This window comes from Mesorhizobium sp. C395A, assembly GCF_030323205.1.
Taxonomy (GTDB): Bacteria; Pseudomonadota; Alphaproteobacteria; order Rhizobiales; family Rhizobiaceae; genus Mesorhizobium.
Genome location: NZ_CP100473.1, coordinates 1,852,409 through 1,876,122, shown reverse-complemented (window position 1 = coordinate 1,876,122; position 23,714 = coordinate 1,852,409). Strand labels below are relative to the sequence as shown.

General features: G+C 62.8%; 22 protein-coding genes and 1 pseudogene. 18 read left to right on the top strand and 5 right to left on the bottom strand.

The annotated features are described in order from the left end of the window. Positions 1 to 15: 15 nt before the first annotated feature. The 10 genes and pseudogenes from NLY37_RS09250 to NLY37_RS09205 all read left to right on the top strand — a co-directional run bounded on the left by NLY37_RS09250 (position 16) and on the right by NLY37_RS09205 (position 8,925). Complete coding sequence (locus NLY37_RS09250; protein ID WP_023706543.1) at positions 16 to 339, top strand: FtsB family cell division protein; 324 nt, start codon at positions 16 to 18, stop codon at positions 337 to 339. A 195-nt stretch (positions 340 to 534) separates the two neighbouring features. Continuing rightward, a complete protein-coding gene (gene pdhA, locus NLY37_RS09245) occupies positions 535 to 1,581 on the top strand; it encodes a pyruvate dehydrogenase (acetyl-transferring) E1 component subunit alpha (protein ID WP_023682559.1) in 1,047 nt (348 codons plus the stop codon). A 15-nt stretch (positions 1,582 to 1,596) separates the two neighbouring features. Next, entirely contained in the window at positions 1,597 to 3,018 is a 1,422-nt protein-coding gene (locus NLY37_RS09240; RefSeq protein WP_023696091.1) for a pyruvate dehydrogenase complex E1 component subunit beta, read from the top strand. An 18-nt stretch (positions 3,019 to 3,036) separates the two neighbouring features. Further along, a complete protein-coding gene (locus NLY37_RS09235; protein WP_023741248.1) occupies positions 3,037 to 4,458 on the top strand; it encodes a pyruvate dehydrogenase complex dihydrolipoamide acetyltransferase in 1,422 nt (473 codons plus the stop codon). A 14-nt stretch (positions 4,459 to 4,472) separates the two neighbouring features. Then, entirely contained in the window at positions 4,473 to 4,892 is a 420-nt protein-coding gene (locus NLY37_RS09230) for a hypothetical protein (protein WP_023668917.1), read from the top strand. Further along, a complete protein-coding gene (locus NLY37_RS09225; protein ID WP_023741247.1) occupies positions 4,889 to 5,530 on the top strand; it encodes an SGNH/GDSL hydrolase family protein in 642 nt (213 codons plus the stop codon). Before NLY37_RS09230 ends, NLY37_RS09225 begins: the two co-directional genes overlap by 4 nt. A gap of 22 nt (positions 5,531 to 5,552) precedes the next feature. Continuing rightward, entirely contained in the window at positions 5,553 to 7,001 is a 1,449-nt protein-coding gene (gene lpdA, locus NLY37_RS09220) for a dihydrolipoyl dehydrogenase (protein ID WP_023741246.1), read from the top strand. A gap of 102 nt (positions 7,002 to 7,103) precedes the next feature. Continuing rightward, a complete protein-coding gene (locus tag NLY37_RS09215) occupies positions 7,104 to 7,361 on the top strand; it encodes a GlsB/YeaQ/YmgE family stress response membrane protein (protein ID WP_023668920.1) in 258 nt (85 codons plus the stop codon). A gap of 126 nt (positions 7,362 to 7,487) precedes the next feature. After that, positions 7,488 to 8,444: pseudogene (gene lipA / locus NLY37_RS09210) on the top strand (lipoyl synthase); the annotation flags it as partial. 19 nt (positions 8,445 to 8,463) lie between these two features. Then, entirely contained in the window at positions 8,464 to 8,925 is a 462-nt protein-coding gene (locus tag NLY37_RS09205) for a type II toxin-antitoxin system RatA family toxin (protein ID WP_023710532.1), read from the top strand. Here NLY37_RS09205 and NLY37_RS09200 read toward each other — a convergent pair. Both NLY37_RS09200 and NLY37_RS09195 read right to left on the bottom strand, forming a co-directional pair. Beyond that, positions 8,901 to 9,410 carry a CinA family protein gene (locus NLY37_RS09200; RefSeq protein ID WP_023696095.1) on the bottom strand — a complete coding sequence of 170 codons (510 nt, stop codon included), beginning with the start codon at positions 9,408 to 9,410 and terminating at the stop codon, positions 8,901 to 8,903. The two genes, NLY37_RS09205 and NLY37_RS09200, sit on opposite strands and share 25 nt — an antisense overlap. Then, the gene (locus NLY37_RS09195; protein ID WP_023741245.1) at positions 9,407 to 10,630 is read right to left on the bottom strand and encodes a bifunctional 2-C-methyl-D-erythritol 4-phosphate cytidylyltransferase/2-C-methyl-D-erythritol 2,4-cyclodiphosphate synthase; all 1,224 of its coding nucleotides are present in this window, start codon (positions 10,628 to 10,630) and stop codon (positions 9,407 to 9,409) included. Before NLY37_RS09195 ends, NLY37_RS09200 begins: the two co-directional genes overlap by 4 nt. 139 nt (positions 10,631 to 10,769) lie before the next feature. On the opposite strand from NLY37_RS09195, the gene dusB reads away from it, so the two are divergent. The 8 genes from dusB to hflX all read left to right on the top strand — a co-directional run bounded on the left by dusB (position 10,770) and on the right by hflX (position 20,918). Beyond that, positions 10,770 to 11,792 carry a tRNA dihydrouridine synthase DusB gene (gene dusB / locus NLY37_RS09190; protein ID WP_023741244.1) on the top strand — a complete coding sequence of 341 codons (1,023 nt, stop codon included), beginning with the start codon at positions 10,770 to 10,772 and terminating at the stop codon, positions 11,790 to 11,792. Next, a complete protein-coding gene (locus tag NLY37_RS09185; RefSeq protein WP_023706549.1) occupies positions 11,789 to 12,934 on the top strand; it encodes a two-component system sensor histidine kinase NtrB in 1,146 nt (381 codons plus the stop codon). The genes dusB and NLY37_RS09185 overlap by 4 nt, the downstream gene beginning before the upstream one ends. Continuing rightward, a complete protein-coding gene (ntrC, locus tag NLY37_RS09180) occupies positions 12,931 to 14,388 on the top strand; it encodes a nitrogen regulation protein NR(I) (protein WP_023701735.1) in 1,458 nt (485 codons plus the stop codon). Before NLY37_RS09185 ends, ntrC begins: the two co-directional genes overlap by 4 nt. Before the next feature lie 144 nt (positions 14,389 to 14,532). Continuing rightward, positions 14,533 to 16,821 carry a sensor histidine kinase NtrY-like gene (locus NLY37_RS09175; RefSeq protein WP_023741243.1) on the top strand — a complete coding sequence of 763 codons (2,289 nt, stop codon included), beginning with the start codon at positions 14,533 to 14,535 and terminating at the stop codon, positions 16,819 to 16,821. Continuing rightward, positions 16,811 to 18,172, top strand: coding sequence for a nitrogen assimilation response regulator NtrX (gene ntrX / locus NLY37_RS09170; protein ID WP_023668929.1), 1,362 nt, complete (start codon positions 16,811 to 16,813; stop codon positions 18,170 to 18,172). The genes NLY37_RS09175 and ntrX overlap by 11 nt, the downstream gene beginning before the upstream one ends. 102 nt (positions 18,173 to 18,274) lie before the next feature. Further along, on the top strand, positions 18,275 to 19,135 hold the full coding sequence (locus NLY37_RS09165) for a D-amino-acid transaminase (protein WP_023710527.1): 861 nt from the start codon (positions 18,275 to 18,277) through the stop codon (positions 19,133 to 19,135). A gap of 145 nt (positions 19,136 to 19,280) precedes the next feature. Continuing rightward, complete coding sequence (gene hfq, locus NLY37_RS09160; RefSeq protein WP_006202172.1) at positions 19,281 to 19,526, top strand: RNA chaperone Hfq; 246 nt, start codon at positions 19,281 to 19,283, stop codon at positions 19,524 to 19,526. After that, positions 19,527 to 20,918: a GTPase HflX gene (gene hflX / locus NLY37_RS09155; RefSeq protein WP_023688461.1), complete on the top strand. Its 1,392-nt coding sequence runs from the start codon at positions 19,527 to 19,529 to the stop codon at positions 20,916 to 20,918. Positions 20,919 to 20,924: 6 nt separating this feature from the next. On the opposite strand, the gene mazG is transcribed toward hflX, so the two are convergent. From mazG to NLY37_RS09140, 3 genes are all read right to left on the bottom strand, one after another. Then, positions 20,925 to 21,749 carry a nucleoside triphosphate pyrophosphohydrolase gene (gene mazG, locus NLY37_RS09150; protein WP_023688462.1) on the bottom strand — a complete coding sequence of 275 codons (825 nt, stop codon included), beginning with the start codon at positions 21,747 to 21,749 and terminating at the stop codon, positions 20,925 to 20,927. A 76-nt stretch (positions 21,750 to 21,825) separates the two neighbouring features. Further along, positions 21,826 to 23,010 (bottom strand): amino acid aminotransferase, encoded by a 1,185-nt coding sequence (locus NLY37_RS09145; protein WP_023741242.1) that lies wholly within the window; start codon positions 23,008 to 23,010, stop codon positions 21,826 to 21,828. A gap of 129 nt (positions 23,011 to 23,139) precedes the next feature. After that, positions 23,140 to 23,577, bottom strand: a complete 438-nt coding sequence (locus NLY37_RS09140; RefSeq protein WP_196813731.1) for a DUF3592 domain-containing protein — start codon at positions 23,575 to 23,577, stop codon at positions 23,140 to 23,142. Between the last annotated feature and the right edge of the window lie 137 nt (positions 23,578 to 23,714).

The following is a 23,714-nucleotide window of genomic DNA, read 5'->3' as shown; positions in this document are numbered from 1 at the left end:
CAAAGGATTGCGACCATGTGGACACGCCAGCACAAGCAGAGAAACACCGGCCGGCTGATCATCCCGTCCCTTTGCGTGGCGTTCCTGGCCTATTTCGGCTTCCATGCCTATCATGGCGAGTTCGGCATCAATTCCAAATATCAGCTCGAAGCGCAGACCATCGAATTGCAGGCCAAGTACGATGCCATCAAGGCGCGCCGGGTCGATCTGGAGCGGCGTGTCCAGCTGATGCATGAGGGTACGCTTGAAAAGGATATGCTCGACGAGCAGGCACGCCGGGCGCTCAATCTGTCCCAGCCCGATGAAATCACCGTCATGCTGCCGGCCAATTCGAAATAACCAAGTTTCAGTTAATCGCTGTTATCTCTAATGATTCTGGGCGTTTAGGCGCATGCCAGCCATGCATTTTTCTGCATGGCGAAACGCGGTCTCGCATGTTAGCTTCCCTCCAATCGGTGGGGAGGAGCTGATCCTCCCCGGAGCAGACATGGTCTGCTTTAGTGTCCGCAAAGAGACGCCAACAGGGAGTGATGCATGGCCACCGCCGCCAAAAAAGCGCCTGCCAAATCCGTTAAATCGACGTCCGCCAAATCAACGGGGCTTTCCGCCCCCAAGCCGGCTGACTTCACCAAGGACGAGGAGCTTGCCGCCTACCGGCACATGCTGCTTATCCGCCGCTTCGAGGAAAAGGCCGGCCAGCTCTACGGCATGGGCTTTATCGGCGGCTTCTGCCACCTCTATATCGGCCAGGAAGCGGTCGTCACCGGCATGAAGATGTCGCTGATCAACGGCGACCAGATGATCACCGCCTATCGCGACCATGGCCACATGCTGGCGATGGAACTTTCCCCGCGCGGCGTCATGGCCGAGCTGACCGGGCGCCGTGGTGGCCTGTCGAGGGGCAAGGGCGGCTCCATGCACATGTTCTCCAAGGAGAAGCATTTTTACGGCGGCCACGGCATTGTCGGCGCGCAGGTCTCGCTCGGCACCGGTCTCGCCTTCGCCAACCGCTACCGCGACAACAACAATGTGTCGCTGACCTATTTCGGCGATGGCGCTGCCAATCAGGGTCAGGTCTATGAAAGCTTCAACATGGCCTCGCTGTGGAAGCTGCCGGTGATCTACATCATCGAGAACAACCGCTACGCCATGGGCACTTCGGTGTCGCGCTCGTCGGCCGAAACCAATTTTTCGCATCGCGGCGCCTCGTTCAAGATTCCCGGCATTCAGGTCGACGGCATGGATGTGCGTGCGGTCAAATCCGCCGGCGATCAGGCGACCGAATGGTGCCGTGCCGGCAACGGTCCGATCATCCTCGAGATGCAGACCTATCGCTATCGCGGTCACTCGATGTCGGATCCCGCGAAATACCGCTCCAAGGAAGAAGTGCAGAAGATGCGCTCGGATCATGATCCGATCGAGCAGGTCAAGGCGCGGCTGACGGCCAAGAAGTGGGCGACCGAGGACGAGCTTAAGAACATCGACAAGGAAGTCCGCGACATCGTCGCCGACGCTGCCGAATTTGCCCAGCACGACGCAGAGCCGGATCCGTCCGAGCTCTGGACCGACATCGTATTGTAACGGGAGGGCAAGGACATGCCGATCGAAATTCTCATGCCCGCTCTCTCGCCGACCATGGAAGAGGGCAATCTTTCCAAGTGGTTGAAGAACGAGGGCGACAAGGTCGTCGCCGGTGATGTCATCGCCGAGATCGAAACCGACAAGGCGACGATGGAAGTCGAGGCCGTCGATGAAGGCACGATCGGCAAGATCGTGGTTCCCGCCGGCACCGAAGGCGTCAAGGTCAATGCGGTGATCGCCGTGTTGCTGCAGGACGGCGAAAGTGCAGGCGATGTCGAAAAGAGCGGCAAGCCTGCCTCCACCCAGGATGCCGTTTCCGCTGGCGGTCAGCGGACCGATGCAGCCGAGGAAGGTTCGAAAGCGGCTCCCCAGGATGCCGGCGAGGCTCCGAAGGCAGTTCCCGCCGCTCCGGCGGCCAAACCTGCGGCCGATCCCGATATTCCCGCCGGCACCGAGATGGTCTCGACCACGGTGCGCGAGGCCTTGCGCGATGCCATGGCCGAGGAAATGCGCCGCGACGGCGATGTCTTCGTCATGGGCGAGGAGGTCGCGGAATACCAGGGCGCCTACAAGATCACGCAAGGCCTGCTGCAGGAATTCGGGCCGCGCCGCGTGGTCGACACGCCGATCACCGAGCATGGCTTTGCCGGCGTCGGCGTCGGTGCGGCGATGGCGGGCCTGAAGCCGATCGTCGAATTCATGACCTTCAACTTCGCCATGCAGGCGATCGACCAGATCATCAACTCCGCCGCCAAGACGCTCTATATGTCGGGCGGCCAGATGGGCGCACCGATCGTGTTCCGCGGACCGAACGGGGCTGCCGCCCGCGTCGGCGCCCAGCATTCGCAGTGCTATGCCGCCTGGTACAGCCATATTCCCGGGCTAAAGGTGGTGATGCCGTATACGGCGGCCGACGCCAAGGGCCTGCTCAAGGCAGCGATCCGCGATCCGAACCCGGTCATCTTCCTCGAAAACGAAATCCTCTACGGCCAGTCCTTCGACGTGCCGAAGCTTGACGATTTCGTGCTGCCGATCGGCAAGGCCCGCATTCACAAGCAGGGCAAGGACGTCACCATCGTCTCGTTCGGCATCGGCATGACCTATGCCATCAAGGCGGAAGCCGAGCTGCGCGGCATGGGCATCGATGCCGAGATCATCGATCTCAGGACCATCCGTCCGCTCGACCTCGACACCGTCATTGCCTCGGTGAAGAAGACCAACCGCTTGATCGTGGTCGAAGAAGGTTTCCCGCAAAGTTCGGTCGGCGACCACATCGCCAACCAGGTTTCGCAGCGCGCCTTCGACTTCCTCGATGCGCCGGTCATCACCATCGCCGGCAAGGACGTGCCGATGCCTTATGCGGCGAACCTCGAAAAGCTGGCCTTGCCCAATGTCGGCGAGGTCATCGAGGCGGTCAAAGCCGTCACGTATCGCTGAGCCGGTCGGGAGGACATCATGCCAATCAACATCACCATGCCGGCGCTGTCGCCCACGATGGAAGAGGGCAATCTTTCCAAGTGGCTGGTCAAGGAAGGCGACAGGGTTTCGCCGGGCGACGTGATCGCCGAGATCGAGACCGACAAGGCGACGATGGAAGTCGAGGCCGTCGATGAGGGCACGGTCGCCAAGCTGGTCGTTCCGGCCGGCACCGAAGGCGTGAAGGTCAATGCGCTGATCGCCATTCTCGCCGGCGAAGGCGAGGATGCAGGTGCAGCGGCAAAGGGCGGCGGCGATGCCGCGCCCGCGAAAGCCGATGCCAAGCAGGATAAGGCGTCAATCTCCCCACCCGTGGGGGAGATGTCGACGAAGTCGACAGAGGGGGGCGCTGCCCCGCCGACCTCTCAGTCTGTCGCGCCCCCCTCTGGCCTGCCGGCCATCTCCCCCACAAAGGGGGAGATCAGCCAATCGTCAGGCGAGCGCACCTTCGCTTCGCCGCTGGCTCGTCGCATCGCCAAGGATGCCGGAGTCGACGTGTCCGCCGTAACCGGCACCGGCCCGCATGGCCGTGTCGTCAAGGCCGATGTCGAGGCGGCGATTGCCGGCGGTGGCGCCAAGGCTGCACCGGCCGCGAAAGCCGCACCTGCCGGCGCTCCGGCACCTGCGGCTCCGGCTGCGGCACCCAAGGCGATGTCGGACGAACAGGTGCTGAAGCTGTTTGCCGAAGGGTCCTATGAGCTCGTCCCGCACGACAATATGCGCAAGACCATTGCGCGCCGCCTGGTCGAGGCCAAGACAACCATCCCGCATTTCTACCTGACGCTCGACTGCGAGCTCGATGCGCTGCTGGCGCTGCGCACACAGATCAATGCGGCGGCTCCGATGAAGAAGACCGACAAGGGCGAAGTGCCCGTCTACAAGCTGTCTGTCAACGACATGGTGATCAAGGCGATGGCGATGGCGCTGATGGCGGTGCCGGATGCCAATGCGTCGTGGACCGAAAGCGCCATGGTCAAGCACAAGCACGCCGATGTCGGCGTTGCCGTGTCGATCCCCGGCGGCCTGATCACGCCGATCATCCGCCACGCCGACGAAAAGACACTGTCCACTATCTCCAACGAGATGAAGGATCTGGCGAGCCGTGCCCGCAGCCGCAAGCTGAAGCCTGAGGAATATCAGGGCGGCACGACGGCTGTCTCCAATCTCGGCATGTTCGGCATCAAGGACTTTGCCGCCGTCATCAACCCGCCGCATGCGACGATCCTGGCGGTGGGTGCCGGCGAGCAGCGGCCGGTGGTCAAGAATGGCGAGATCAGAATCGCCAATATCATGTCGGTGACGCTGTCGACCGATCACCGCGCCGTCGACGGTGCGCTCGGCGCCGAACTTCTGGTCGCCTTCAAGCGCATGATCGAAAATCCAATGGGCATGCTGGTCTAGGAAGGAAAAAGGCTGTGCGGAAATTCGTCACCAGCCTTTTCGCCCTGATCCTTTCCGGCCTGGCCGGCGGGCTGGTGGCGCTGTGGCTGGCAATCGTCACCAATGCGAATTCCGAATACATCCTGGTCTTCATGGTTTCGGCGCTGGTCACCATCGTTGCGACCGTGGCGTTTTTCATCGCGCAGTTCGTGCCAAACCCGCAAAGGGCGATAAACCTGACGGGGCTTGTTGGGGTTTCGTTGTTCGTGCTGGCCGGAATCGGGCTGATTGCCTGGACCTTCTCGCAGCCGCCTGGCAAAGCCCAGTGGTCGGGCGATCTCCCCGTTGTCGCCGGTCTGTTTTTGCCAAGCATCGCCACGGTTATCGTGCAGTGGCTGTTCGTGGGATGGCGCGTGCGGCGCGGGCTTAGGGCGGAGGCGGGTGCGGGTGCATGAAGACGATCCTCTGCTACGGCGATTCCCTGACCTGGGGCTATGACGCGGCGAGCCTCGGGCGTCATGCGCTGGAAGATCGCTGGCCGAGCGTGCTCAAGGCGGCGTTGGGCGACGATGATATCGAAGTCATTGCCGAAGGTCTGAACGGCCGCACCACGGCTTTCGACGATCACCTGGCTGGTGCGGACCGCAATGGCGCCAAGGTGCTGCCGACGATCCTGACCAGCCATGCGCCGCTCGACCTGATCATCATCATGCTTGGCGCCAACGACATGAAGCCCTGGATCCACGGCAATCCGGTCGCGGCCAAGCAAGGCGTGCAGCGGCTGATCGACATCGTACGCGGCCACGATTATCCGTTCGACTGGGCCGCGCCGCAAATCCTGATCGTTGCGCCACCCGCGGTCAGCCGCACCGACAATGCCGAATTCAAGGAAATGTTTGCCGGCGGCGACGAGGCCTCGAAGCGGCTGGCGCCGCAATATTCCGCGCTCGCCGACGAGGCCGGCTGCGGCTTTTTCGATGCCGGCACCGTAGCCGAGACCACACCGATCGATGGGGTCCATCTCGACACGGAAAACACGCGCAATATAGGTGAGGCATTGGCGCCATTGGTGCGCGTGATGCTGGAACTCTAGAGAAAAATCAGGGAGAAACCCCGTGGCTGAATCCTACGACGTCATAATCATCGGCTCAGGCCCCGGCGGCTATGTTACGGCGGTGCGCTCCGCCCAGCTCGGCTTCAAGACGGCCATCGTCGAGCGCGAGCATCTCGGCGGCATCTGCCTCAACTGGGGCTGCATCCCGACCAAGGCGCTGCTGCGCTCGGCCGAGATCATGCACTATTCCGACCATCTGAAGGACTACGGCCTGAAGCTCGAAGGCGGCAAGGTCAGCGCCGACGCGGCCGCTGTCGTCGACCGCTCGCGCAAAGTGTCGTTGAGGCTCAATGGCGGCGTCGCCTTCCTGATGAAGAAGAACAAGGTCGACGTCATCTGGGGCGAGGCGAAGCTCTCCAAGCCCGGTGAGATCGTCGTTTCCAAGACCGCCAAGAAACCGATGGAGCCGCAGCCGCCGGTGCCGAAGGGCGTCAAGGGCGAGGGGACCTATACCGCCAAGCACATCATTCTCGCCACCGGCGCCCGGCCGCGCGCGCTGCCCGGCATCGAGCCGGACGGCAAACTGATCTGGACCTATTTCGAGGCGATGGTGCCGAAGGAGATGCCGAAATCGCTGCTGGTCATGGGTTCGGGCGCCATCGGCATCGAGTTCGCCTCCTTCTACCGCACCATGGGCGCCGAGGTGACGGTGGTCGAGCTTTTGCCGGCGGTGATGCCGGTCGAGGATGCCGAGGTCTCGAAATTCGCGCAGAAGCAGTTCGAGAAGCAGGGCATGAAAATCATCCTCGAGGCCAAGGTGACCAAGGTCGAGAAGGGCACCAACTCGGTTACCGCACATGTCGAGATGAAGGACGGCAAGGTCGAGAAGATCACCGCCGACCGCATGATCTCGGCCGTCGGCGTGCAAGGCAATATCGAGAATCTCGGCCTCGAGACGCTCGGCGTGAAGACGGATCGCGGCTGTGTCGTCATTGACGGTTACGGCAAGACCAATGTGCCCGGCATCTACGCCATCGGCGATGTCGCCGGGCCGCCTATGCTGGCTCACAAGGCTGAGCATGAGGGCGTGGTCTGCATCGAGAAGATCGCCAGTTTCCCCGGCGTGCATGCGACAGACAAGCTGAAGATCCCGGGCTGCACCTATTGCAACCCGCAGGTCGCCTCGCTTGGCCTGACCGAAGCCAAGGCCAAGGCCGAAGGCAAGGACATTCGTGTCGGCCGCTTCCAGTTCGGCGCCAACGGCAAGGCGATCGCGCTTGGCGAGGACCAGGGCTTCATCAAGACCATCTTCGACAAGAAGACCGGCCAGCTGCTCGGCGCGCATATGGTCGGCGCCGAGGTGACGGAGCTGATCCAGGGCTTTGTCGTGGCGATGAACCTGGAGACCACCGAGGAAGAACTGATGCACACCATCTTCCCGCATCCGACGCTGTCGGAGATGATGAAGGAAAGCGTGCTCGATGCCTATGGCCGTGCGCTCAACGCGTGATAAATTGCTGCCGCGAGACTCAGACGCATGGGCCGGAGGAACCTTACGGCAAGATAGTTCGTTTCCGGATGCATTTTCACCTGACACTGGAGGAGTTGGCATATGGACGTGAATGGCGTGGGCTGGATTGCGGCCATCATCATCGGCGGTTTGGCCGGGTGGCTGGCCGAGATGGTCATGAAGAGCAATACCGGCGTCTTGATGAACATCATTATGGGCATTGTCGGCGCGGTGGTGCTGAACGCAATTCTCAGGGCGCTCAACATCGAACCCTTCGGTGTCGGCTGGCTCGCCTACCTGATCACCGGCTTCATCGGCGCCTGCCTGCTGATCTTTGCCGGGCGGCTGATACGCCGCTAGACTACCGCTATGCGAAAAAGGCTGTGGCGGCATGCGCCGCCGCGGCCTTTTTCTTTGCACCGAAAAGTCCTAGATGACGTCAGAAGGGCGAATGCCGACGGGCAGACGCAACAAGTCAGGTTTGAGATGGTCACCGTCCTCGACACGATCGCCAACGCGCCGCGCCTGCGGCACCCCGAGAAGGCGCACAAGCCTGATCAGGACGTGCTGCGCAAACCCGACTGGATCCGCGTCAAGGCGCCGATGTCCAAGGGCTATGCCGAAACCCGCGAGATCGTGAAGTCGCACAAGCTGGTCACGGTGTGCGAAGAGGCCGGCTGCCCCAATATCGGCGAGTGCTGGGAAAAGAAGCACGCCACCTTCATGATCATGGGCGAGATCTGCACGCGCGCCTGCGCGTTCTGCAATGTTGCCACCGGCATTCCGACCGCGCTCGATGCCGATGAGCCGGCGCGTGTCGCGCATGCCGTAAAGCAGATGGGGCTGACCCATGTCGTCATCACCTCGGTCGACCGCGACGATCTCGCCGATGGCGGCGCGCAGCATTTCGCCGAGGTTATCCGGGCGATCCGAGCAGCGACGCCCTTGACCACGATCGAAATCCTGACGCCCGATTTCCTGCGCAAGGAGGGCGCGCTGGAGATCGTCGTGGCGGCCAAGCCCGATGTCTTCAACCACAATCTCGAAACCGTGCCGTCGAACTACCTGACGGTGCGGCCGGGTGCTCGCTATTTCCACTCGATCCGGCTGTTGCAGCGGGTCAAGGAGCTCGACCCGTCGATCTTCACGAAGTCCGGCATCATGGTCGGCCTCGGCGAAGAGCGCAACGAGATCCTGCAACTGATGGACGACCTGCGCTCGGCCAATGTCGACTTCATGACCATTGGCCAGTATCTGCAGCCGTCGAAGAAACACCACCCGGTGATCCGCTTCGTCACGCCGGAGGAGTTCAACTCCTTCGCGACGATCGGCAAGACCAAGGGTTTCCTGCTGGTGGCGTCGAGCCCGCTGACGCGCTCCTCGCATCATGCCGGTGACGATTTCGCCAGGCTGCGGGCGGCGCGTGAGGCGCAGCTCAAAAAGCCAGTTAAATCCTGCTTCAATGCCGAAATTCGAAGCCACACGCCGCGTTGCCCACACGCCGGAGCAGATGTTTGCGCTGGTCGCCGATATCGAGACCTATCCGCAATTTCTGCCGCTTTGCGAGGCGCTGACGGTGCGCTCTCGCAAGGAGCGTGATGGCCGCACCATTCTCCTCGCCGATATGAGCATTGGCTACAAGGCGATCCGCGAGACCTTTACGACGCAGGTTCTGTTGAAGCCGGACGAGAACACAATCGACGTCAAATACATCGATGGGCCGTTCAAATATCTAAGCAATATCTGGCGCTTCGAGCCGGCCGACGGCGGCGGCTGCAACGTTCGCTTCTTCATCGACTACGAGTTCAAGAGCCGTATCCTCGGCGTGTTGATGGGCACAATGTTCGATCGCGCCTTCCGCATGTTTTCCGAAGCGTTCGAAAAACGTGCGGACGTCATCTACGGAACGACGCCCATCTCATGAGTGTCGCCCAGCGCGCGCAGGCCGATCTCCAGCGCATGCTTGACCGTCTCGCGGCGGATGAAGTCGCGGCCATTGTCGGCAAACATATTGAGCTCGGCAGCCACCGGCCCACCTCTTAGGGCAACTCCGAACCAGACGAGGCCGACCGGTTTTTCCGGCGAGCCGCCGCCTGGGCCGGCAATGCCGGTGACGGCAAGCGCAAGCCCGGCGCGCGAGCGGGCCAGAGCGCCCTCCGCCATCTCCAGAACCGTTTCGCGCGAGACGGCGCCATGCGCCTCGAGTGTGGCGGGCGAGACGCCGAGCATCTCCATCTTTGCTTCATCGGAATAGGTGATGAGGCCGCGATCGACGACAGCGGACGAGCCGGCAATGTCGGTCAGTGCCGAGATGATCATGCCGCCGGTGCAACTCTCGGCCGTCGCCAGCATGATGCCGCGTTGCTGGCAGACCTGGAGCAGGGCGTTGGCAAGATCGCTGTTGTTCATGCGGGAACCTCCCCGGGGAAGACGACACTGGCGGTGGCGATGGCGGCGATGCCTTCCTCGCGGCCGACAAAGCCGAGTTTCTCGTTCGTCGTCGCCTTGATCGAGATGCGATCGCTGGAAATGCCCAGCATCGCCGACAACGCGTTGGTCATGGCCTCGCGATGCGGGCCGACGCGCGGCGCCTCGCAGATCAGCGTGATGTCGGCATTGGCGATGCGGCCGCCGCGTTCGCGCACCAACCTGGCCGCATGCTCGACGAAGATCTTTGACGCCGCGCCCTTCCATTGCGGATCGGAAGGCGGGAAATGCGTGCCGATGTCGCCGGCGCCGCAAGTGGCGAGCAGCGCATCGGTCAGCGCGTGCAGGCCGACATCGGCATCCGAATGGCCGGAAAGCTTCTTGCCGTGCGGAATGGCGACGCCGCACAGGGTGACATGGTCGCCGGCCTCGAAAGCGTGCACGTCATAGCCATTGCCGGTGCGAATGTCTGGAAAACGCTCGCCAGTAAGCCGCTGATCCGCCATCGCAATATCCCTTGCCCAGGTCAGTTTGACGTTGTCCGGCGACCCCTGAACGATTTTCACCGGAATATGCGCCCATTCGGCGATCGCGGCATCGTCGGTAAAATCCGTCTTGCCGAGATGATGGGCCTTTTCGTGCGCGGCGAGCAACGGCCAGAACGGAAAGCCTTGCGGCGTCTGCGCGGCATGAAGGCCGGCCCTTGGCACCGTCTCCTCGATCATGCCGGTCGCCGACTCGCGCTTCAGCGTATCGGCGACGGGCAAAGCGGGCAGCGCGCCCTGGCGCTCGCCAATGGCGGCGATGGTACGGTCGATCAGGGCCGCGTCGACAAAGGGCCGCACCGCGTCATGGATAAGGACACGGCCGGGCGCACGGTCCCTCAGCGCAAGCAGGCCGAGCCGGACCGATGCCTGGCGCGACTCGCCACCGACCGCGGCGGTAACCCGCTCGGCGAACAGGCCGGCTGCCTTGTCGAAAAGCGCGCGGTCATCGGCATGGATGGCGACGACGACGGGGCCAATTCCGGGATGCGCCAGGAAAGTCTCCAGCGTGCGCGCGATGACGGCACGGCCACCGATGCGCTGATATTGCTTCGGCCCGTCGGCCTGTCCGGCACGCGCGCCGCGGCCGGCTGCAACGATGACCAAGCCGACCTTGTCGGTCGTCGCCTCGGCCGGTTTTTCGCTTGCGTCTGTCATGCCGAGAGGCTTAGTCGCGGCTTATGGCGAAGGCCAGCATTTTCCCAAATGCGCCGCAATGTGACGTCATTGCGCGTTGCACAATGCCTTTCTTATGGCTAGAGAATGTGCAGCAATCCGATATGCTTGGTTTTTGTGCATGCCTGAAGTGACAAAATTGGCTTCGCCGCTCGACATTGGCGGCGTGACGATCCGCAACCGCGTCTTCCTCGCGCCCATGTCGGGAATAACGGACGAGCCGTTCCGGCAGCGCACCTACGCGCATGGCGCGGGCCTGGTCGTGTCGGAAATGGTGGCGAGCGGCGAGCTTGCCAAGGGCAGGGCCGGCTGCGACCTGCGCATCCGTCATTCCGGGCTGCCCGTCCATATGGTCCAGCTTGCCGGCCGCGAGGCCGAGCACATGGCCGAGGGCGCGCGCATCGCTGCCGGCGAGGGCGCCGACATCATCGACATCAATATGGGCTGCCCGGCCAAGAAGGTGACCGGCGGCTATGCCGGCTCGGCGCTGATGCGCGATCTCGACCACGCGCTGTCGCTGATCGAAGCGGTGATCGGCGCGGTCCAGGTGCCGGTCACGGTCAAGATGCGGCTCGGCTGGGACGACAATGCGCTCAATGCACCCGTCTTGGCGCGCCGCGCCGAAGAGGCCGGTGTTAAAATGGTGACCGTGCATGGGCGCACGCGCTGCCAGTTTTATCAAGGCAAGGCCGATTGGGGCGCCATCGCCCGCATCAAGGACGTCGTCTCGATCCCGGTCGTCGCCAATGGCGATGTGGGCTCGCCCGCGGAGGCCGCCGAAATCCTTGAACAGTCGGGCGCCGACGCGGTGATGATCGGCCGCGCGCATTATGGCGCGCCATGGACGGCGGGCCACATCGCGGCAACGGCTGCGGGCGACGCGCCCTCCGGCGTGCCGGAAAGCCCGCAAGCCATGGCGGACTACATCGTTTCCCACTACGAAGACATGCTGACGCTTTACGGCGTCGAAAGCGGCTTGCGCCAGGCGCGCAAGCATCTCGGCTGGTATCTCGACCGCCACTCTGCTGGCGTTTCCGATGAGCGGCGGAAAGCCATCCTCACCTCTTTCGAACCCGCCCGCGTCATTGCCTTGCTGCATGAGGTGTTTTCCGGCGAAGCCACGCCCTTGCGGAGCGCCGCATGAACGCCACCGTCACACCGAGCTCCGACATGGCGGATGCCGCCAGTATCGTGCTGAACACCATCCGCCGTCCGGTCATCATGGTCGATCCGGACGGGTTCATCACCTACGCCAATGCCGACGCGGAAGACTTCTTCCGCTCCAGCGCCAACATGCTTGCCCGCAACACACTCTCCAAGCTGATCCCGTTCGGCAGCCCGTTGCTGCAGCTGGTCGACCAAGTGCGCGAGCGCCGTGCGCCGGTCAACGAATACCGTGTCGACGTGTCGTCGCCGCGTCTCGGCATCGAGAAGGTCGTCGATCTCTATGTCGCGCCGGTGCCGGAATTCCCAGGCTCGATCGTGGTGATGTTCCAGGAACGCTCGATGGCCGACAAGATCGACCGGCAGATGACACACAGGGGTGCCGCGCGTTCGGTCACCGGCCTTGCCGCCATGCTGGCACATGAGATCAAGAACCCGCTGTCCGGCATACGTGGCGCCGCACAGCTGCTCGAACTCTCGGCGTCCGACGAGGATCGCGCGCTGACCCGCCTCATCACCGACGAGACCGATCGTATCGTCTCCCTCGTCGACCGCATGGAAGTGTTTTCCGACGAGCGGCCGATTGACCGCTATCCTGTCAACATCCATGTCGTGCTGGACCATGTGAAGGCAATCGCGAAGAACGGTTTTGCCAAGAGAATCAGGATATTGGAGGACTATGATCCATCATTGCCTCCGGTTTTCGCCAACCGCGACCAACTGATCCAGGTGTTTCTCAACCTGGTCAAGAACGCTGCCGAGGCGATCGGCGGCGACCCACAGGGGGAGATCGTGCTGTCGACCGCGTTCAGGCCGGGCATCCGCGTGTCCGTTCCCGGAACCCAGGACCGCGTGTCGCTGCCGCTTGAATTCTGCGTGCGCGACAATGGTTCGGGCGTTTCGGAAGACATTCTGCCGATCCTGTTCGATCCGTTCATCACCACCAAGCCGAACGGCTCGGGGCTCGGCCTGGCGCTGGTGGCGAAAATCGTCGGCGAGCATGGCGGCATCATCGAATGCGATTCGACGCCGCGCGGCACCACCTTCCGAATCCTGATGCCGGCCTGGAAAGAAACACCCATCGACACTGCCGATGATGAAGGCGAAGGAGACCGCAAATGACGGTTCGCGGCAATATTCTCGTCGCCGACGACGATGCGGCCATCCGCACCGTGCTCAATCAGGCGCTGTCGCGCGTCGGCCATGAGGTGCGCGTGACCTCCAACGCCTCGACGCTGTGGCGCTGGGTGGCGGCGGGCGAGGGCGATCTGGTGATCACCGACGTTGTCATGCCGGACGAGAACGCCTTCGACATGCTGCCCCGCATCAAGAAGGCCCGGCCGGAGCTGCCGGTCATCGTGATGAGCGCGCAAAACACTTTCATGACGGCGATTCGTGCTTCCGAAACAGGTGCTTATGAATATCTGCCGAAGCCGTTCGACCTGACCGAGCTGCTCAACATCGTCAATCGTGCGCTGTCAGAGCCGCGCCGACCGAAGATCGATACGCGACCGGAAGAACAGCCTGACGCCATGCCGCTGGTCGGCCGCTCGGCCGCCATGCAGGACATCTACCGCATGCTGGCGCGCATGATGCAGACCGATCTGACGGTGATGATCTCGGGCGAGTCCGGCACCGGCAAGGAATTGGTGGCGCGCGCGCTGCACGAATATGGCCGCCGCCGAGGCGGTCCGTTCGTCGCCATCAACATGGCGGCAATCCCGCGCGACCTCATCGAATCGGAACTGTTCGGTCATGAGAAGGGTGCCTTCACCGGCGCACAGAACCGCTCGACAGGCCGCTTCGAGCAGGCCGAGGGCGGCACGCTGTTCCTCGACGAGATCGGCGACATGCCGATGGAGGCGCAGACGCGGCTGCTGCGCGTGCTGCAGCAGGGCGAATACACCACGGTCGGCGGGCGCACGCCGATCAAGACCGATGTGCGCATCGTCGCCGCCACCAACAAGGATCTGCGCACGCTGATCAACCAGGGGCTTTTCCGCGAGGATCTGTTCTATCGCCTGAACGTCGTGCCGCTTCGGCTGCCGGGTTTGCGTGAGAGGTCGGAAGACATTCCCGATCTGGTGCGGCATTTCTTCAAGATCGGCGCCAGCGAAGGCTTGCAGACCAAGCGCATTTCGACCGGCGGTATCGAATTGATGAAGCGCTATCCGTGGCCGGGAAACGTGCGCGAGCTGGAAAACCTGGTGCGCCGGCTTGCGGCGCTCTATTCGCAGGACGAAATATCAGCCGAAATCATCGAAGCCGAACTGAAGACAGGCGAAAGGCCGGTCGTTCCCGGCGGCGGCAATTTGATCCCGGACGATCTGTCCATCGGCCAGGCGGTGGAGCACTTCCTGCAGCGCTATTTCGCCTCTTTCGCCGGTGATTTGCCGCCGGCAGGTCTCTATCAACGCATCTTGTCGGAGGTCGAATATCCGCTGGTGCTCGCTTCCATGACGGCAACGCGCGGCAACCAGATCAAGGCGGCCGAATTGCTCGGCTTGAATCGCAACACGTTGCGCAAGAAGATTCGCGAGCTGGGCGTCAACGTCTACAAATCGTCGAGACCATGAGCGCCTGCTGCCCGAAGTGACGCGAGGTCATCCCCTTTTCAGGGGATCGGCGGCCGAAAGATTTCCGTCACGGCCACACTTGTTGCATAATCGCCACAATGCGTTGCATACATCCAACGCAATCACTGGCTCTTAGACGGCGACATGGCTTCGCAAGCTCTGACATCAAACGAACCGCTTTTCAGCAGATCCGGCCAGAGGGATGGACGGCGGCTGCTTGCGTTGCCTGGCGTTGTGGCAATTGCCGGCGCGCTGGTTACGGCGGCAATCTCGTTTGCGATTCTTGTCGGCGCCACGCCGATCACGCCAGACGCAAACACAACGCTGACGCTGATTGCGGCCAATGCCTTATTTGTGCTGGCGCTGATTGCCCTCGTCGGCCGCGAGGTGCATCGCATCACCATGGCGCGCCGGCACGGCAAGGCGGCCTCGCGGCTGCATGTGCGCATCGTGACGATGTTTGCGCTGGTCGCCGCCATCCCCGCCATCATGGTGGCCATCATTGCCTCGATCACGCTCGATATCGGCCTCGACCGCTGGTTCGAGATCCGCACCAAGGCGATCGTCAACTCGTCGCTGTCGATCGCTGACGCCTATGTGCAGGAAAACGCTCGCAATCTTCAGGGCACGACGCTGTCGATGGCCTACGATCTCGACGCCTCGCGCACGCTTTATGGCCTCGATCGAACCGGCTTTCTCGACTTGATGAACAAGGAAGCCGTCGGCAGAAGCCTGGTGCATGCGGCGCTGGTCAGGGAAGACGGCTCCTTTGTCGTGAGTGCCCAGACCGATGCCAATTTCGCCATGCCGGCACCGCCCGAGGGCGCGGTGGCGAGTGCGGCCGACGGCAAGCCGGTGCTGATCGAGCCGAAGACGCGCAACATCATGGGCGCCATCATCAAGCTGCGCGAGATCGAAGGCCTCTATCTCTACACCAATCGCCTCGTCGACCCCGAAGTGATCAAGGCACGGGCGATCGTCCAATCCAATACCGCGGAATATCGCGGCCTGGAAGACAACAGGCGGACGTCGCAGGTGGCGTTTGCGCTGCCCTATCTGTCGCTGACGCTGATCATCATCCTGTCGGCCATCTGGACCGGCATAGCGGTGGCCGACCGTCTGGTGCGGCCCATCCGTCAGCTCATCGGCGCGGCTGACGAGGTTGCGACCGGCAATCTCGATGTCGCCGTGCCGGTACGGCCTTCCGACGGCGATGTCGCCTCGCTTGGCGATACGTTCAACAAGATGCTGCTGGAGCTTAAATCGCAGCGCAACGAGATCCTGTCGGCCAAGGATTTGATCGACGAACGGCGTCGTTTCTCGGAAGCGGTGCTGGCCGGCGTCACCGCCGGCGTCATCGGCGTCGATCCCTACGGCATCGTCTCCATCGTCAACAAATCGGCCGAAACGATGCTGGCCATATCGGCCACGGCGGCGCTGGGGCAGAACCTGTCCGCCGTGCTGCCGCATGTCGGCCGTGTCTTCGAGATCGGCCGCAAATCCGGCAAGCCGGTCTATCGCGAGCAGGTCACCTTCTATCGCACCGGCGCCGAGCGTACCTTCAACGTGCAGATCACCATCGAGGCCGGCGACGACGGCGAGGAGGAGAAATCCTACGTCGTGACGGTCGACGACATCACCGATCTGGTCCAGGCACAGCGCTCGTCTGCCTGGGCGGATGTGGCGCGGCGTATCGCACATGAAATCAAGAACCCGCTGACGCCGATCCAGCTCTCGGCCGAGCGCATCAAGCGACGCTTCGGCAAGGTCATCACCGAGGACCGCGAGATTTTCGACCAGTGCACCGACACAATCATCCGGCAGGTCGAGGATATCGGCCGCATGGTCGACGAGTTCTCGGCTTTCGCCCGCATGCCCAAGCCCGAGATGAAAGCCATCGATCTGCGTGAATCGCTGCGCGAGGCGTCGTTCCTGGTCGAAGTCAGTCGCGCCGACATTGCTTTCGAACGCGTGTTCGGCAACGAGCCGCTCAAGGGCACGTTCGATAGCCGATTGATGGCGCAGGCTTTCGGCAACGTCATCAAGAACGCGGCCGAGGCGATTGACGGGCTGGAACAAAAGGACGGTTCGCACGGCATAATCCGGATTCAAGCTGCCCGGCAGAATGGCGCGATCAGAATCGACGTCATCGACAATGGCAAAGGCTTGCCGCGCGAGAACCGCCAAAGGCTGCTCGAGCCCTACATGACGACGCGCGAGAAGGGCACCGGGCTCGGTCTCGCCATCGTCAAGAAGATCGTGGAGGACCATGGCGGGCGGCTCGAATTGCACGATGCGCCCGCGGATTTCCACGGTGGACGCGGCGCGATGATCTCGATCATCCTGCCGCCAGCTGCCGCAACCGCGCCGCCACGCGGTCAAGGCGAAACGGAACACGAACGAGAAACTGAAAAGGTCGGTAATGGCGTCTGATATTCTCATCGTCGATGACGAGGAAGACATCCGTGAACTCGTCGCGGGCATATTGAGCGACGAAGGGCATGAAACCCGCACGGCATTCGATGCCGACAGCGCGCTCGCGGCAATCGCCGACCGGGCGCCGCGGCTGATTTTCCTCGACATCTGGTTGCAGGGCTCGCGCCTCGACGGGCTGGCGCTGCTCGACGAGATCAAGACGATGCATCCGAGCCTGCCGGTGGTGATGATCTCCGGCCACGGCAATATCGAGACAGCGGTGTCGGCCATCCGCCGCGGCGCCTATGATTTCATCGAGAAGCCGTTCAAGGCCGACAGGCTGATCCTGATCGCCGAGCGGGCGCTCGAAACCTCGAAATTGCGGCGCGAGGTGTCCGACCTCAAGCAGCGCAGCGGCGAAACCTTCGACCTGATCGGCATGTCGTCGGCGATGAGCCAGCTGCGCCAGACCATCGAGCGCGTGGCGCCGACCAACAGCCGCGTCATGATCATCGGTCCGTCCGGCTCGGGCAAGGAGCTCGCCGCGCGCGCCATCCACACGCTGTCGACGCGCAAGGGCGCGCCCTTCGTGACGCTGAGCGCGGCCAACATCACGCCCGAGCGCATGGAGATCGAGCTGTTCGGTACCGAATCGAACGGCACCGAGCGCAAGGTCGGCGCGCTTGAAGAGGCGCACCGCGGCATTCTCTACATCGACGAAGTGGCCGACATGCCGCGCGAGACGCAGAACAAGATTTTGCGCGTGCTGGTCGAACAGCAGTTCGAGCGGGTCGGCGGCACCAAGCGGGTCAAGGTCGACGTCCGCATCATCTCCTCGACCTCGCAGAACCTGGAGGCGATGATCGCCGACGGCCGTTTTCGCGAAGACCTCTATCACCGCCTGGCGGTGGTTCCGGTCATGGTGCCGGGCCTGGCCGAGCGGCGAGAGGACATTCCCTATCTCGTCGACAATTTCATGAAGCAGATCGCTCGCCAGGCCGGCATCAAGCCGCGCCGCATCGGCGACGATGCGCTTGCCGTGCTGCAGGCGCACAACTGGCCGGGCAATGTCCGCCAGCTGCGCAACAATGTCGAACGGCTGATGATCCTGGCGCGTGGCGACGATATCGATGCGCCGATCACCGCCGACCTGTTGCCGTCGGAGATCGGCGATGTCATGCCGCGCACGCCGAACCAGTCCGACCAGCACATCATGGCGCTGCCGCTGCGCGAGGCGCGCGAACAGTTCGAGAAGGACTATCTGATCGCCCAGATCAACCGTTTCGGCGGCAACATCTCGAAGACGGCGGAATTCATCGGCATGGAGCGCTCGGCGCTGCACCGGAAACTGAAGTCGCTGGGGGTCTGATCCCCATTGTTGTTGGTCCAGCGGGCCGTGGCCCGTGCAATTGCCGGTTACGGCAGCGGCGGAATCGCCTAGAAATAGCGAGACTGTTCTGAGGGATAACCCATGCCGCGCATTGCCTATGTGAACGGGCGCTATGTCGCCCATGCCGACGCTGCCGTGCATATCGAGGATCGCGGCTATCAATTCGCCGACGGCGTCTACGAGGTCTGCGAGGTGGCGCAGGGCTTTATCGTCGACATGCCGCGCCATCTTGCCCGGCTGAGCCGCTCCCTTAGCGAATTGTCGATCGACTGGCCGGTCACCAGGGGTGTGCTGCCGCTTCTTCTGCGCGAAATCGTCCGGCGCAACCACGTCGTCAACGGCCTGGTCTATGTCCAGGTTACGCGCGGTGTTGCCAGCCGCGACTTCGTTTTCCCCGCCGATACACCGTCATCGCTGGTGATTACGGCCAGAAAGGCCGACCCGGCGGCGGCCGCCAAGCGAGCCGAGGCGGGCATCAAGGTCATCACCGTGCCGGAAAACCGTTGGGACCGGGTCGACATCAAGAGCACCGGCCTGCTGCCCAACGTACTGGCCAAGCAGAAGGCCAAGGAGGCCGGCGCCCAGGAGGCCTGGTTCGTCGACACCGATGGCAACGTCAAGGAGGGCGGCTCGTCCAACGCCTGGATCGTTACAAGGGACGGCGTTCTGGTCACCCGGCCGGCGGAGCATGGCATCCTGCGCGGCATCACCCGCACGACCATGTTCGAAGTGGCGGCAAAGCTCGGGTTGACGATCGAGGAGCGCGGTTTTTCAGTCACTGAAGCCAAGGCTGCGCGAGAAGCTTTCATCAGTTCGGCAACGACAATCGCCATGCCGGTCGTGGCAATCGACGGTGCCGCGGTCGCCAATGGGCACCCCGGTTCGATAACACTTTCATTGCGGCAAGCCTTTTTTGACGTTGCGGAAAAAAGTCCAGCCTGATAACCGCACAGACGGACTGCACATCAATATATCTCGTTCTGCTTGTCGCTACTGACGGCAAGGGGGTGTTTGCAAGCTTGACATGTGCCCGCTAATTTGGCGCATTAGCCTGCAAACCGAAGGGGATCGGCGAAAGACAAGAACAATGGCGGAACGATCGCAAAACCTTCAGGACCTGTTCCTGAATTCTGTTCGCAAGAGCAAAAATCCACTCACCATCTTTCTCATCAACGGCGTCAAGCTGACCGGCGTGGTCACTTCCTTCGACAATTTTTGTGTTCTGCTGCGCCGTGACGGCCACTCCCAGCTCGTCTACAAGCATGCCATTTCCACGATCATGCCGAGCCAGCCGGTTCAGATGTTCGATGGCGAGGAAAGCCAGGGCGCCTGATTGGCACGTGAAAAAGACGCGGACCGCGGCGTCCGCGGGAAACCAGCACATAATTCCGGGACGGAAGCCACAGGTCCGACCCGGGCGGTTGTCATTGTGCCGGTGCTTACCCGGCATCAGCGCAACGATGACGAAACGAACCGTCCACGGCTGACGCGTTCGGCGGATGCGCGCCACGACGAAGCTGTCGGCCTTGCCCGCGCCATCAACCTGGATCTGATCCACACGGCGGTGGTCACCGTCAACGATCCACGCCCGGCAACCTTGCTCGGCAGCGGCAAGGTCGCGGAATTCGCCGAGATCGTCAAAGAGGGTCACGCGGAGGTGGTCATCGTCGACCATCCGCTGACGCCGGTGCAGCAGCGCAATCTCGAAAAAGAAATGAATGCCAAGGTGCTCGACCGCACCGGATTGATCCTGGAGATTTTTGGCGAGCGCGCGCGGACCAAGGAGGGCACGCTGCAGGTCGAACTTGCCCATCTCAACTACCAGAAGGGCCGCCTGGTGCGGAGCTGGACCCACCTTGAACGCCAGCGCGGCGGAGCCGGCTTCCTCGGCGGCCCCGGCGAAACCCAGATCGAGTCGGACCGGCGGCAGCTGCAGGAAAAAATCATCAAGCTCAAGCATGAGCTGGAAACGGTGCGCCGCACCCGCGACCTGCACCGCGCCAAGCGCAAGAAGGTGCCGTTCCCGGTGGTGGCGATTGTCGGCTACACCAATGCCGGAAAGTCGACGCTGTTCAACCGGCTGACCGGGGCCGACGTGCTGGCCGAAGACATGCTGTTTGCAACGCTCGACCCGACGCTGCGCCGCGTGCGCCTGCCGCACGGCACGCCGATCATCCTGTCGGACACAGTCGGCTTCATTTCGGACCTGCCGACGCATCTGGTCGCCGCCTTCCGCGCCACGCTGGAAGAGGTCGTCGAGGCCGATCTGGTCATCCACCTGCGCGATATTTCGGATCCGGATACCGCAGCGCAAGCCGAGGACGTCGAGCGCATTCTCGCCGATCTCGGCGTCGATGCCGGCGATGCCAAGCGCGTCGTCGAAGTGTGGAACAAGGTCGACCTTCTCGACGACGGCAACCGGGAGCGCCTGCTCGCCGACGGCACTGACGCCAACAAGGCGCCGCCGATCGCCATCTCGGCGGTCACCGGCGAAGGCATCGATGCGCTGAAGGCGCTGATCGAGACCAGGATGTCGGGCGAACTCGAGGAATTGACGGTGACGATCGAACCGCCGCAGTTCGGCCTTGTCGACTGGCTATACCGCAATGGCGACGTCGTTTCGCGGGTAGACAATGAGGATGGCAGCGCGACCATCGCACTCAAGGCCACGCACACCGCCCGGCAAGAGATCGAAAGCCGATTGCACCGCAAAAACAGGCAGTAAGCCTGATTATTTCACGCCCTTGGCCTGCTGCCAGAGCACTTCCATCTCGTCCAGCGTGGCTTTTTCGAGCGTGCTTCCCGATGCATCGATCGCGCGCTCGACATAGTGGAAGCGCGAGCGGAACTTTTCGTTGGTGCCGCTAAGCGCCGCTTCCGAATCGAGCTTGAGGTGACGCCCCAGATTGACGACGGCAAACAGCATGTCGCCGAATTCGTCCTTGATCTCAGCCGTTTCGCCCTTAGCCAGTGCCTCGCGCAGCTCGCCGATCTCTTCCTCGATCTTGTCGAGGATGGGTGCTGCCTCGCTCCAGTCGAAACCGACACGCGCTGCCTTTTCCTGCAGCTTCAGCGCACGAGTCAAAGCGGGCAGGGCGACGGGCACGCTGTCCAGGAAACCCTTGCCATGGTCTTCGGGGTCGAGGCCGCGGGCGAGGCGCGCACTTCGCTTTTCGGCTTTTTCCTCAGCCTTGATCTTTTCCCACATGCCCTTTGCCATGCCGGCGCTGCGCGCCTTCTCGTCGCCGAAGACATGCGGATGGCGCCGGATCATCTTGGTGGTGATGGCCTCGACCACATCACCGAAGGCAAAATCGCCGGCTTCCTCAGCCATCTGCGCGTGGTAGACGACCTGCAGCAGGAGATCGCCTAATTCGTCGCGCAGATCGTCGAGATCGCCGCGCGCAATGGCGTCTGCCACCTCGTAGGCTTCCTCGATCGTATAGGGTGCGATGGTCGAGAAATCCTGCTCGATGTCCCAGGGACAACCGGTCTTCGGCGCCCTGAGCGCCGCCATGATCTCGATCAGCCGGGAAATGTCGCGCGAAGGTTTCATGCGGCGAATGCTATCCCGCTGCCTGTCGTGCGGCCAACGGCGTCAGCCGGAAAGGGGAGATTGTCCACAGCGAGCTTCAGCCGAGTACCGACACAACCGCCTTGGCGAGGTCATCCATGCCGTCCTCGGGCAGGCCGGCGACGTTGATGCGGCTGTCGCCGACCATGTAGACGCCATACTCGGCACGCAGCCGCTCGACTTGCGCCTCGGTCAGGCCAAGCCTGGAAAACATGCCGCGATGGCTGGCGATGAAGTCGAAGCGGTCGGAGTTGGACTGCCGGCGCAGCGCGTCGGCGAACTGCACCCGCAGCCTCAGCATGCGCAGCCGCATCTCCTCCAGCTCCGCCTCCCAGTCGGCGCGAAGGCCATCATCTGCCAGCACCATGCGCACGGCGGCGGCGCCGTGGTCCGGCGGCATCGAATACATGGCGCGCGCCGCCGCCAGCATCTGGCTCATCGCGACATCGGCTTGCGCGCTATCCTTCGCCAGGATCATCGCCGCGCCGACGCGGTCGCGGTAGACGGCAAAGTTCTTCGAGCAGCTCGAGGCAACGACCATTTCAGGCACCTTGGCCGCGAGAAGGCGCAAGCCGGCGGCATCGGCGTCGAGGCCTTCGCCAAAGCCCTGATAGGCAATGTCGACAAAGGGCAACAGCCCGCGCTCGACGACAAGATCGGCGACGCTGGCCCATTGCGCGATATCGAGATTGGCGCCGGTCGGGTTATGGCAGCAGCCATGCAGCAGCACGATATCGCCGGGCTCGGCTGCGCCAAGCGTTGCCAGCATGTCGTCGAAGCGCACCGCGCCGGAAGCGGCATCGAAATAGGGATAATCGCGCACCTTGAGGCCGGCCCCGCGCATCACCGGCGGGTGGTTCGGCCATGTCGGGTCCGACAGCCAGACGGTTGCGTCGGGGCGGGTCCGCTTCAACAGCTCCGCCACCAGCCGCAGCGCGCCCGAACCGCCCGGCGCTTGCGCGGCGCGGATGCGCGTCATGTCGGCGGCGGGGCCGAAGGCCAGCTTGACCATCGCCGTGTTGAAGCCGGTGTCGCCGGCAAGGCCGAGATAGGTCTTGGTGTCCTGGTCCTGCAGCAACCTCTTCTCGGACTCGCGCAGGGCGCGCATGACCGGCGTCCTGCCGTCGCGGTCCTTGTAGACGCCGACGCCGAGATCGATCTTGCCGGGGCGCGGATCGGCGCGATAGAGGCCGATCAAGGCGATGATCTTGTCAGCCGGGGCAGGTTGCAGGGTCTCGAACATCAATACGGCTCCAATGGCGGCGGAGTAATACGCAAAGCGGCCGCGTTTCGCCAGTGCTTCCATCTGCGCCAGTCCGCTAGCTTACTGGACCGTTACGCCAAGCTTTGTCTGTACGGCAGGGGTCGGCGGCTATGGCGACGGGTTCATTCCAATCCGCCGGATAAGCACCCGTCCAATCACGGCGAGACCGATGCCGGTCAGCAGGGAGAAACCGCCGAGCATGCCGGCCAGCCCGGCAAGGAACCAGCGTCCGGCGAAGCTGTCGACGGAGGCATTTTGCGGATTGGTTGGGTCGTAAGCGACAGGGACGCTGTCGCCATCACCCCAGAACGAGCTGTGGACGGCATTGTTGAAGCGGATGACGGTGCCGTCGGCGGTCGAGAACTCGATGCGGGGATTGTATTCGGCGGCGACAATCCTGCCTGTCGCCGAAGCGGTACGAGGGCCGTACATCTCGACGATGGCCAGCACGCCGGAAGCGATCAGTCCGACAATGCCAAAGATGATGAACACCCTGCCGACGACCGGCAACGCTGCAAAACCCGTTACACGACTACCATTGGCCATCTTTTGCTCCTGGGACAGACGGATAAGGCTAGACTTCATCCATAAAGCAAACATCTGCCGCACGGGAGATGGGTAAGTGCGCAGCGGACTTCTGATTGCATGATGCCTATTGTGGCGACGCAAAAAAGTTTTGGTGG

Bases quoted from the DNA above. Each gene is read 5' to 3' on its own strand.
- NLY37_RS09250 (WP_023706543.1), top strand. From the start codon at position 16: ATGTGGACACGCCAGCACAAGCAGAGAAACACCGGCCGGCTGATCATC.
- dusB (WP_023741244.1), top strand. From the start codon at position 10,770: ATGCCTGAAGTGACAAAATTGGCTTCGCCGCTCGACATTGGCGGCGTG.
- NLY37_RS09240 (WP_023696091.1), top strand. From the start codon at position 1,597: ATGCCGATCGAAATTCTCATGCCCGCTCTCTCGCCGACCATGGAAGAG.
- NLY37_RS09235 (WP_023741248.1), top strand. From the start codon at position 3,037: ATGCCAATCAACATCACCATGCCGGCGCTGTCGCCCACGATGGAAGAG.
- mazG (WP_023688462.1), bottom strand. From the start codon at position 21,749: ATGAAACCTTCGCGCGACATTTCCCGGCTGATCGAGATCATGGCGGCG.
- NLY37_RS09195 (WP_023741245.1), bottom strand. From the start codon at position 10,630: ATGACAGACGCAAGCGAAAAACCGGCCGAGGCGACGACCGACAAGGTC.
- NLY37_RS09185 (WP_023706549.1), top strand. From the start codon at position 11,789: ATGAACGCCACCGTCACACCGAGCTCCGACATGGCGGATGCCGCCAGT.
- ntrX (WP_023668929.1), top strand. From the start codon at position 16,811: ATGGCGTCTGATATTCTCATCGTCGATGACGAGGAAGACATCCGTGAA.
- NLY37_RS09145 (WP_023741242.1), bottom strand. From the start codon at position 23,010: ATGTTCGAGACCCTGCAACCTGCCCCGGCTGACAAGATCATCGCCTTG.
- NLY37_RS09140 (WP_196813731.1), bottom strand. From the start codon at position 23,577: ATGGCCAATGGTAGTCGTGTAACGGGTTTTGCAGCGTTGCCGGTCGTC.
- NLY37_RS09165 (WP_023710527.1), top strand. From the start codon at position 18,275: ATGCCGCGCATTGCCTATGTGAACGGGCGCTATGTCGCCCATGCCGAC.
- ntrC (WP_023701735.1), top strand. From the start codon at position 12,931: ATGACGGTTCGCGGCAATATTCTCGTCGCCGACGACGATGCGGCCATC.
- hfq (WP_006202172.1), top strand. From the start codon at position 19,281: ATGGCGGAACGATCGCAAAACCTTCAGGACCTGTTCCTGAATTCTGTT.
- NLY37_RS09200 (WP_023696095.1), bottom strand. From the start codon at position 9,410: ATGAACAACAGCGATCTTGCCAACGCCCTGCTCCAGGTCTGCCAGCAA.
- NLY37_RS09175 (WP_023741243.1), top strand. From the start codon at position 14,533: ATGGCTTCGCAAGCTCTGACATCAAACGAACCGCTTTTCAGCAGATCC.
- NLY37_RS09215 (WP_023668920.1), top strand. From the start codon at position 7,104: ATGGACGTGAATGGCGTGGGCTGGATTGCGGCCATCATCATCGGCGGT.
- NLY37_RS09205 (WP_023710532.1), top strand. From the start codon at position 8,464: ATGCCGAAATTCGAAGCCACACGCCGCGTTGCCCACACGCCGGAGCAG.
- NLY37_RS09225 (WP_023741247.1), top strand. From the start codon at position 4,889: ATGAAGACGATCCTCTGCTACGGCGATTCCCTGACCTGGGGCTATGAC.
- pdhA (WP_023682559.1), top strand. From the start codon at position 535: ATGGCCACCGCCGCCAAAAAAGCGCCTGCCAAATCCGTTAAATCGACG.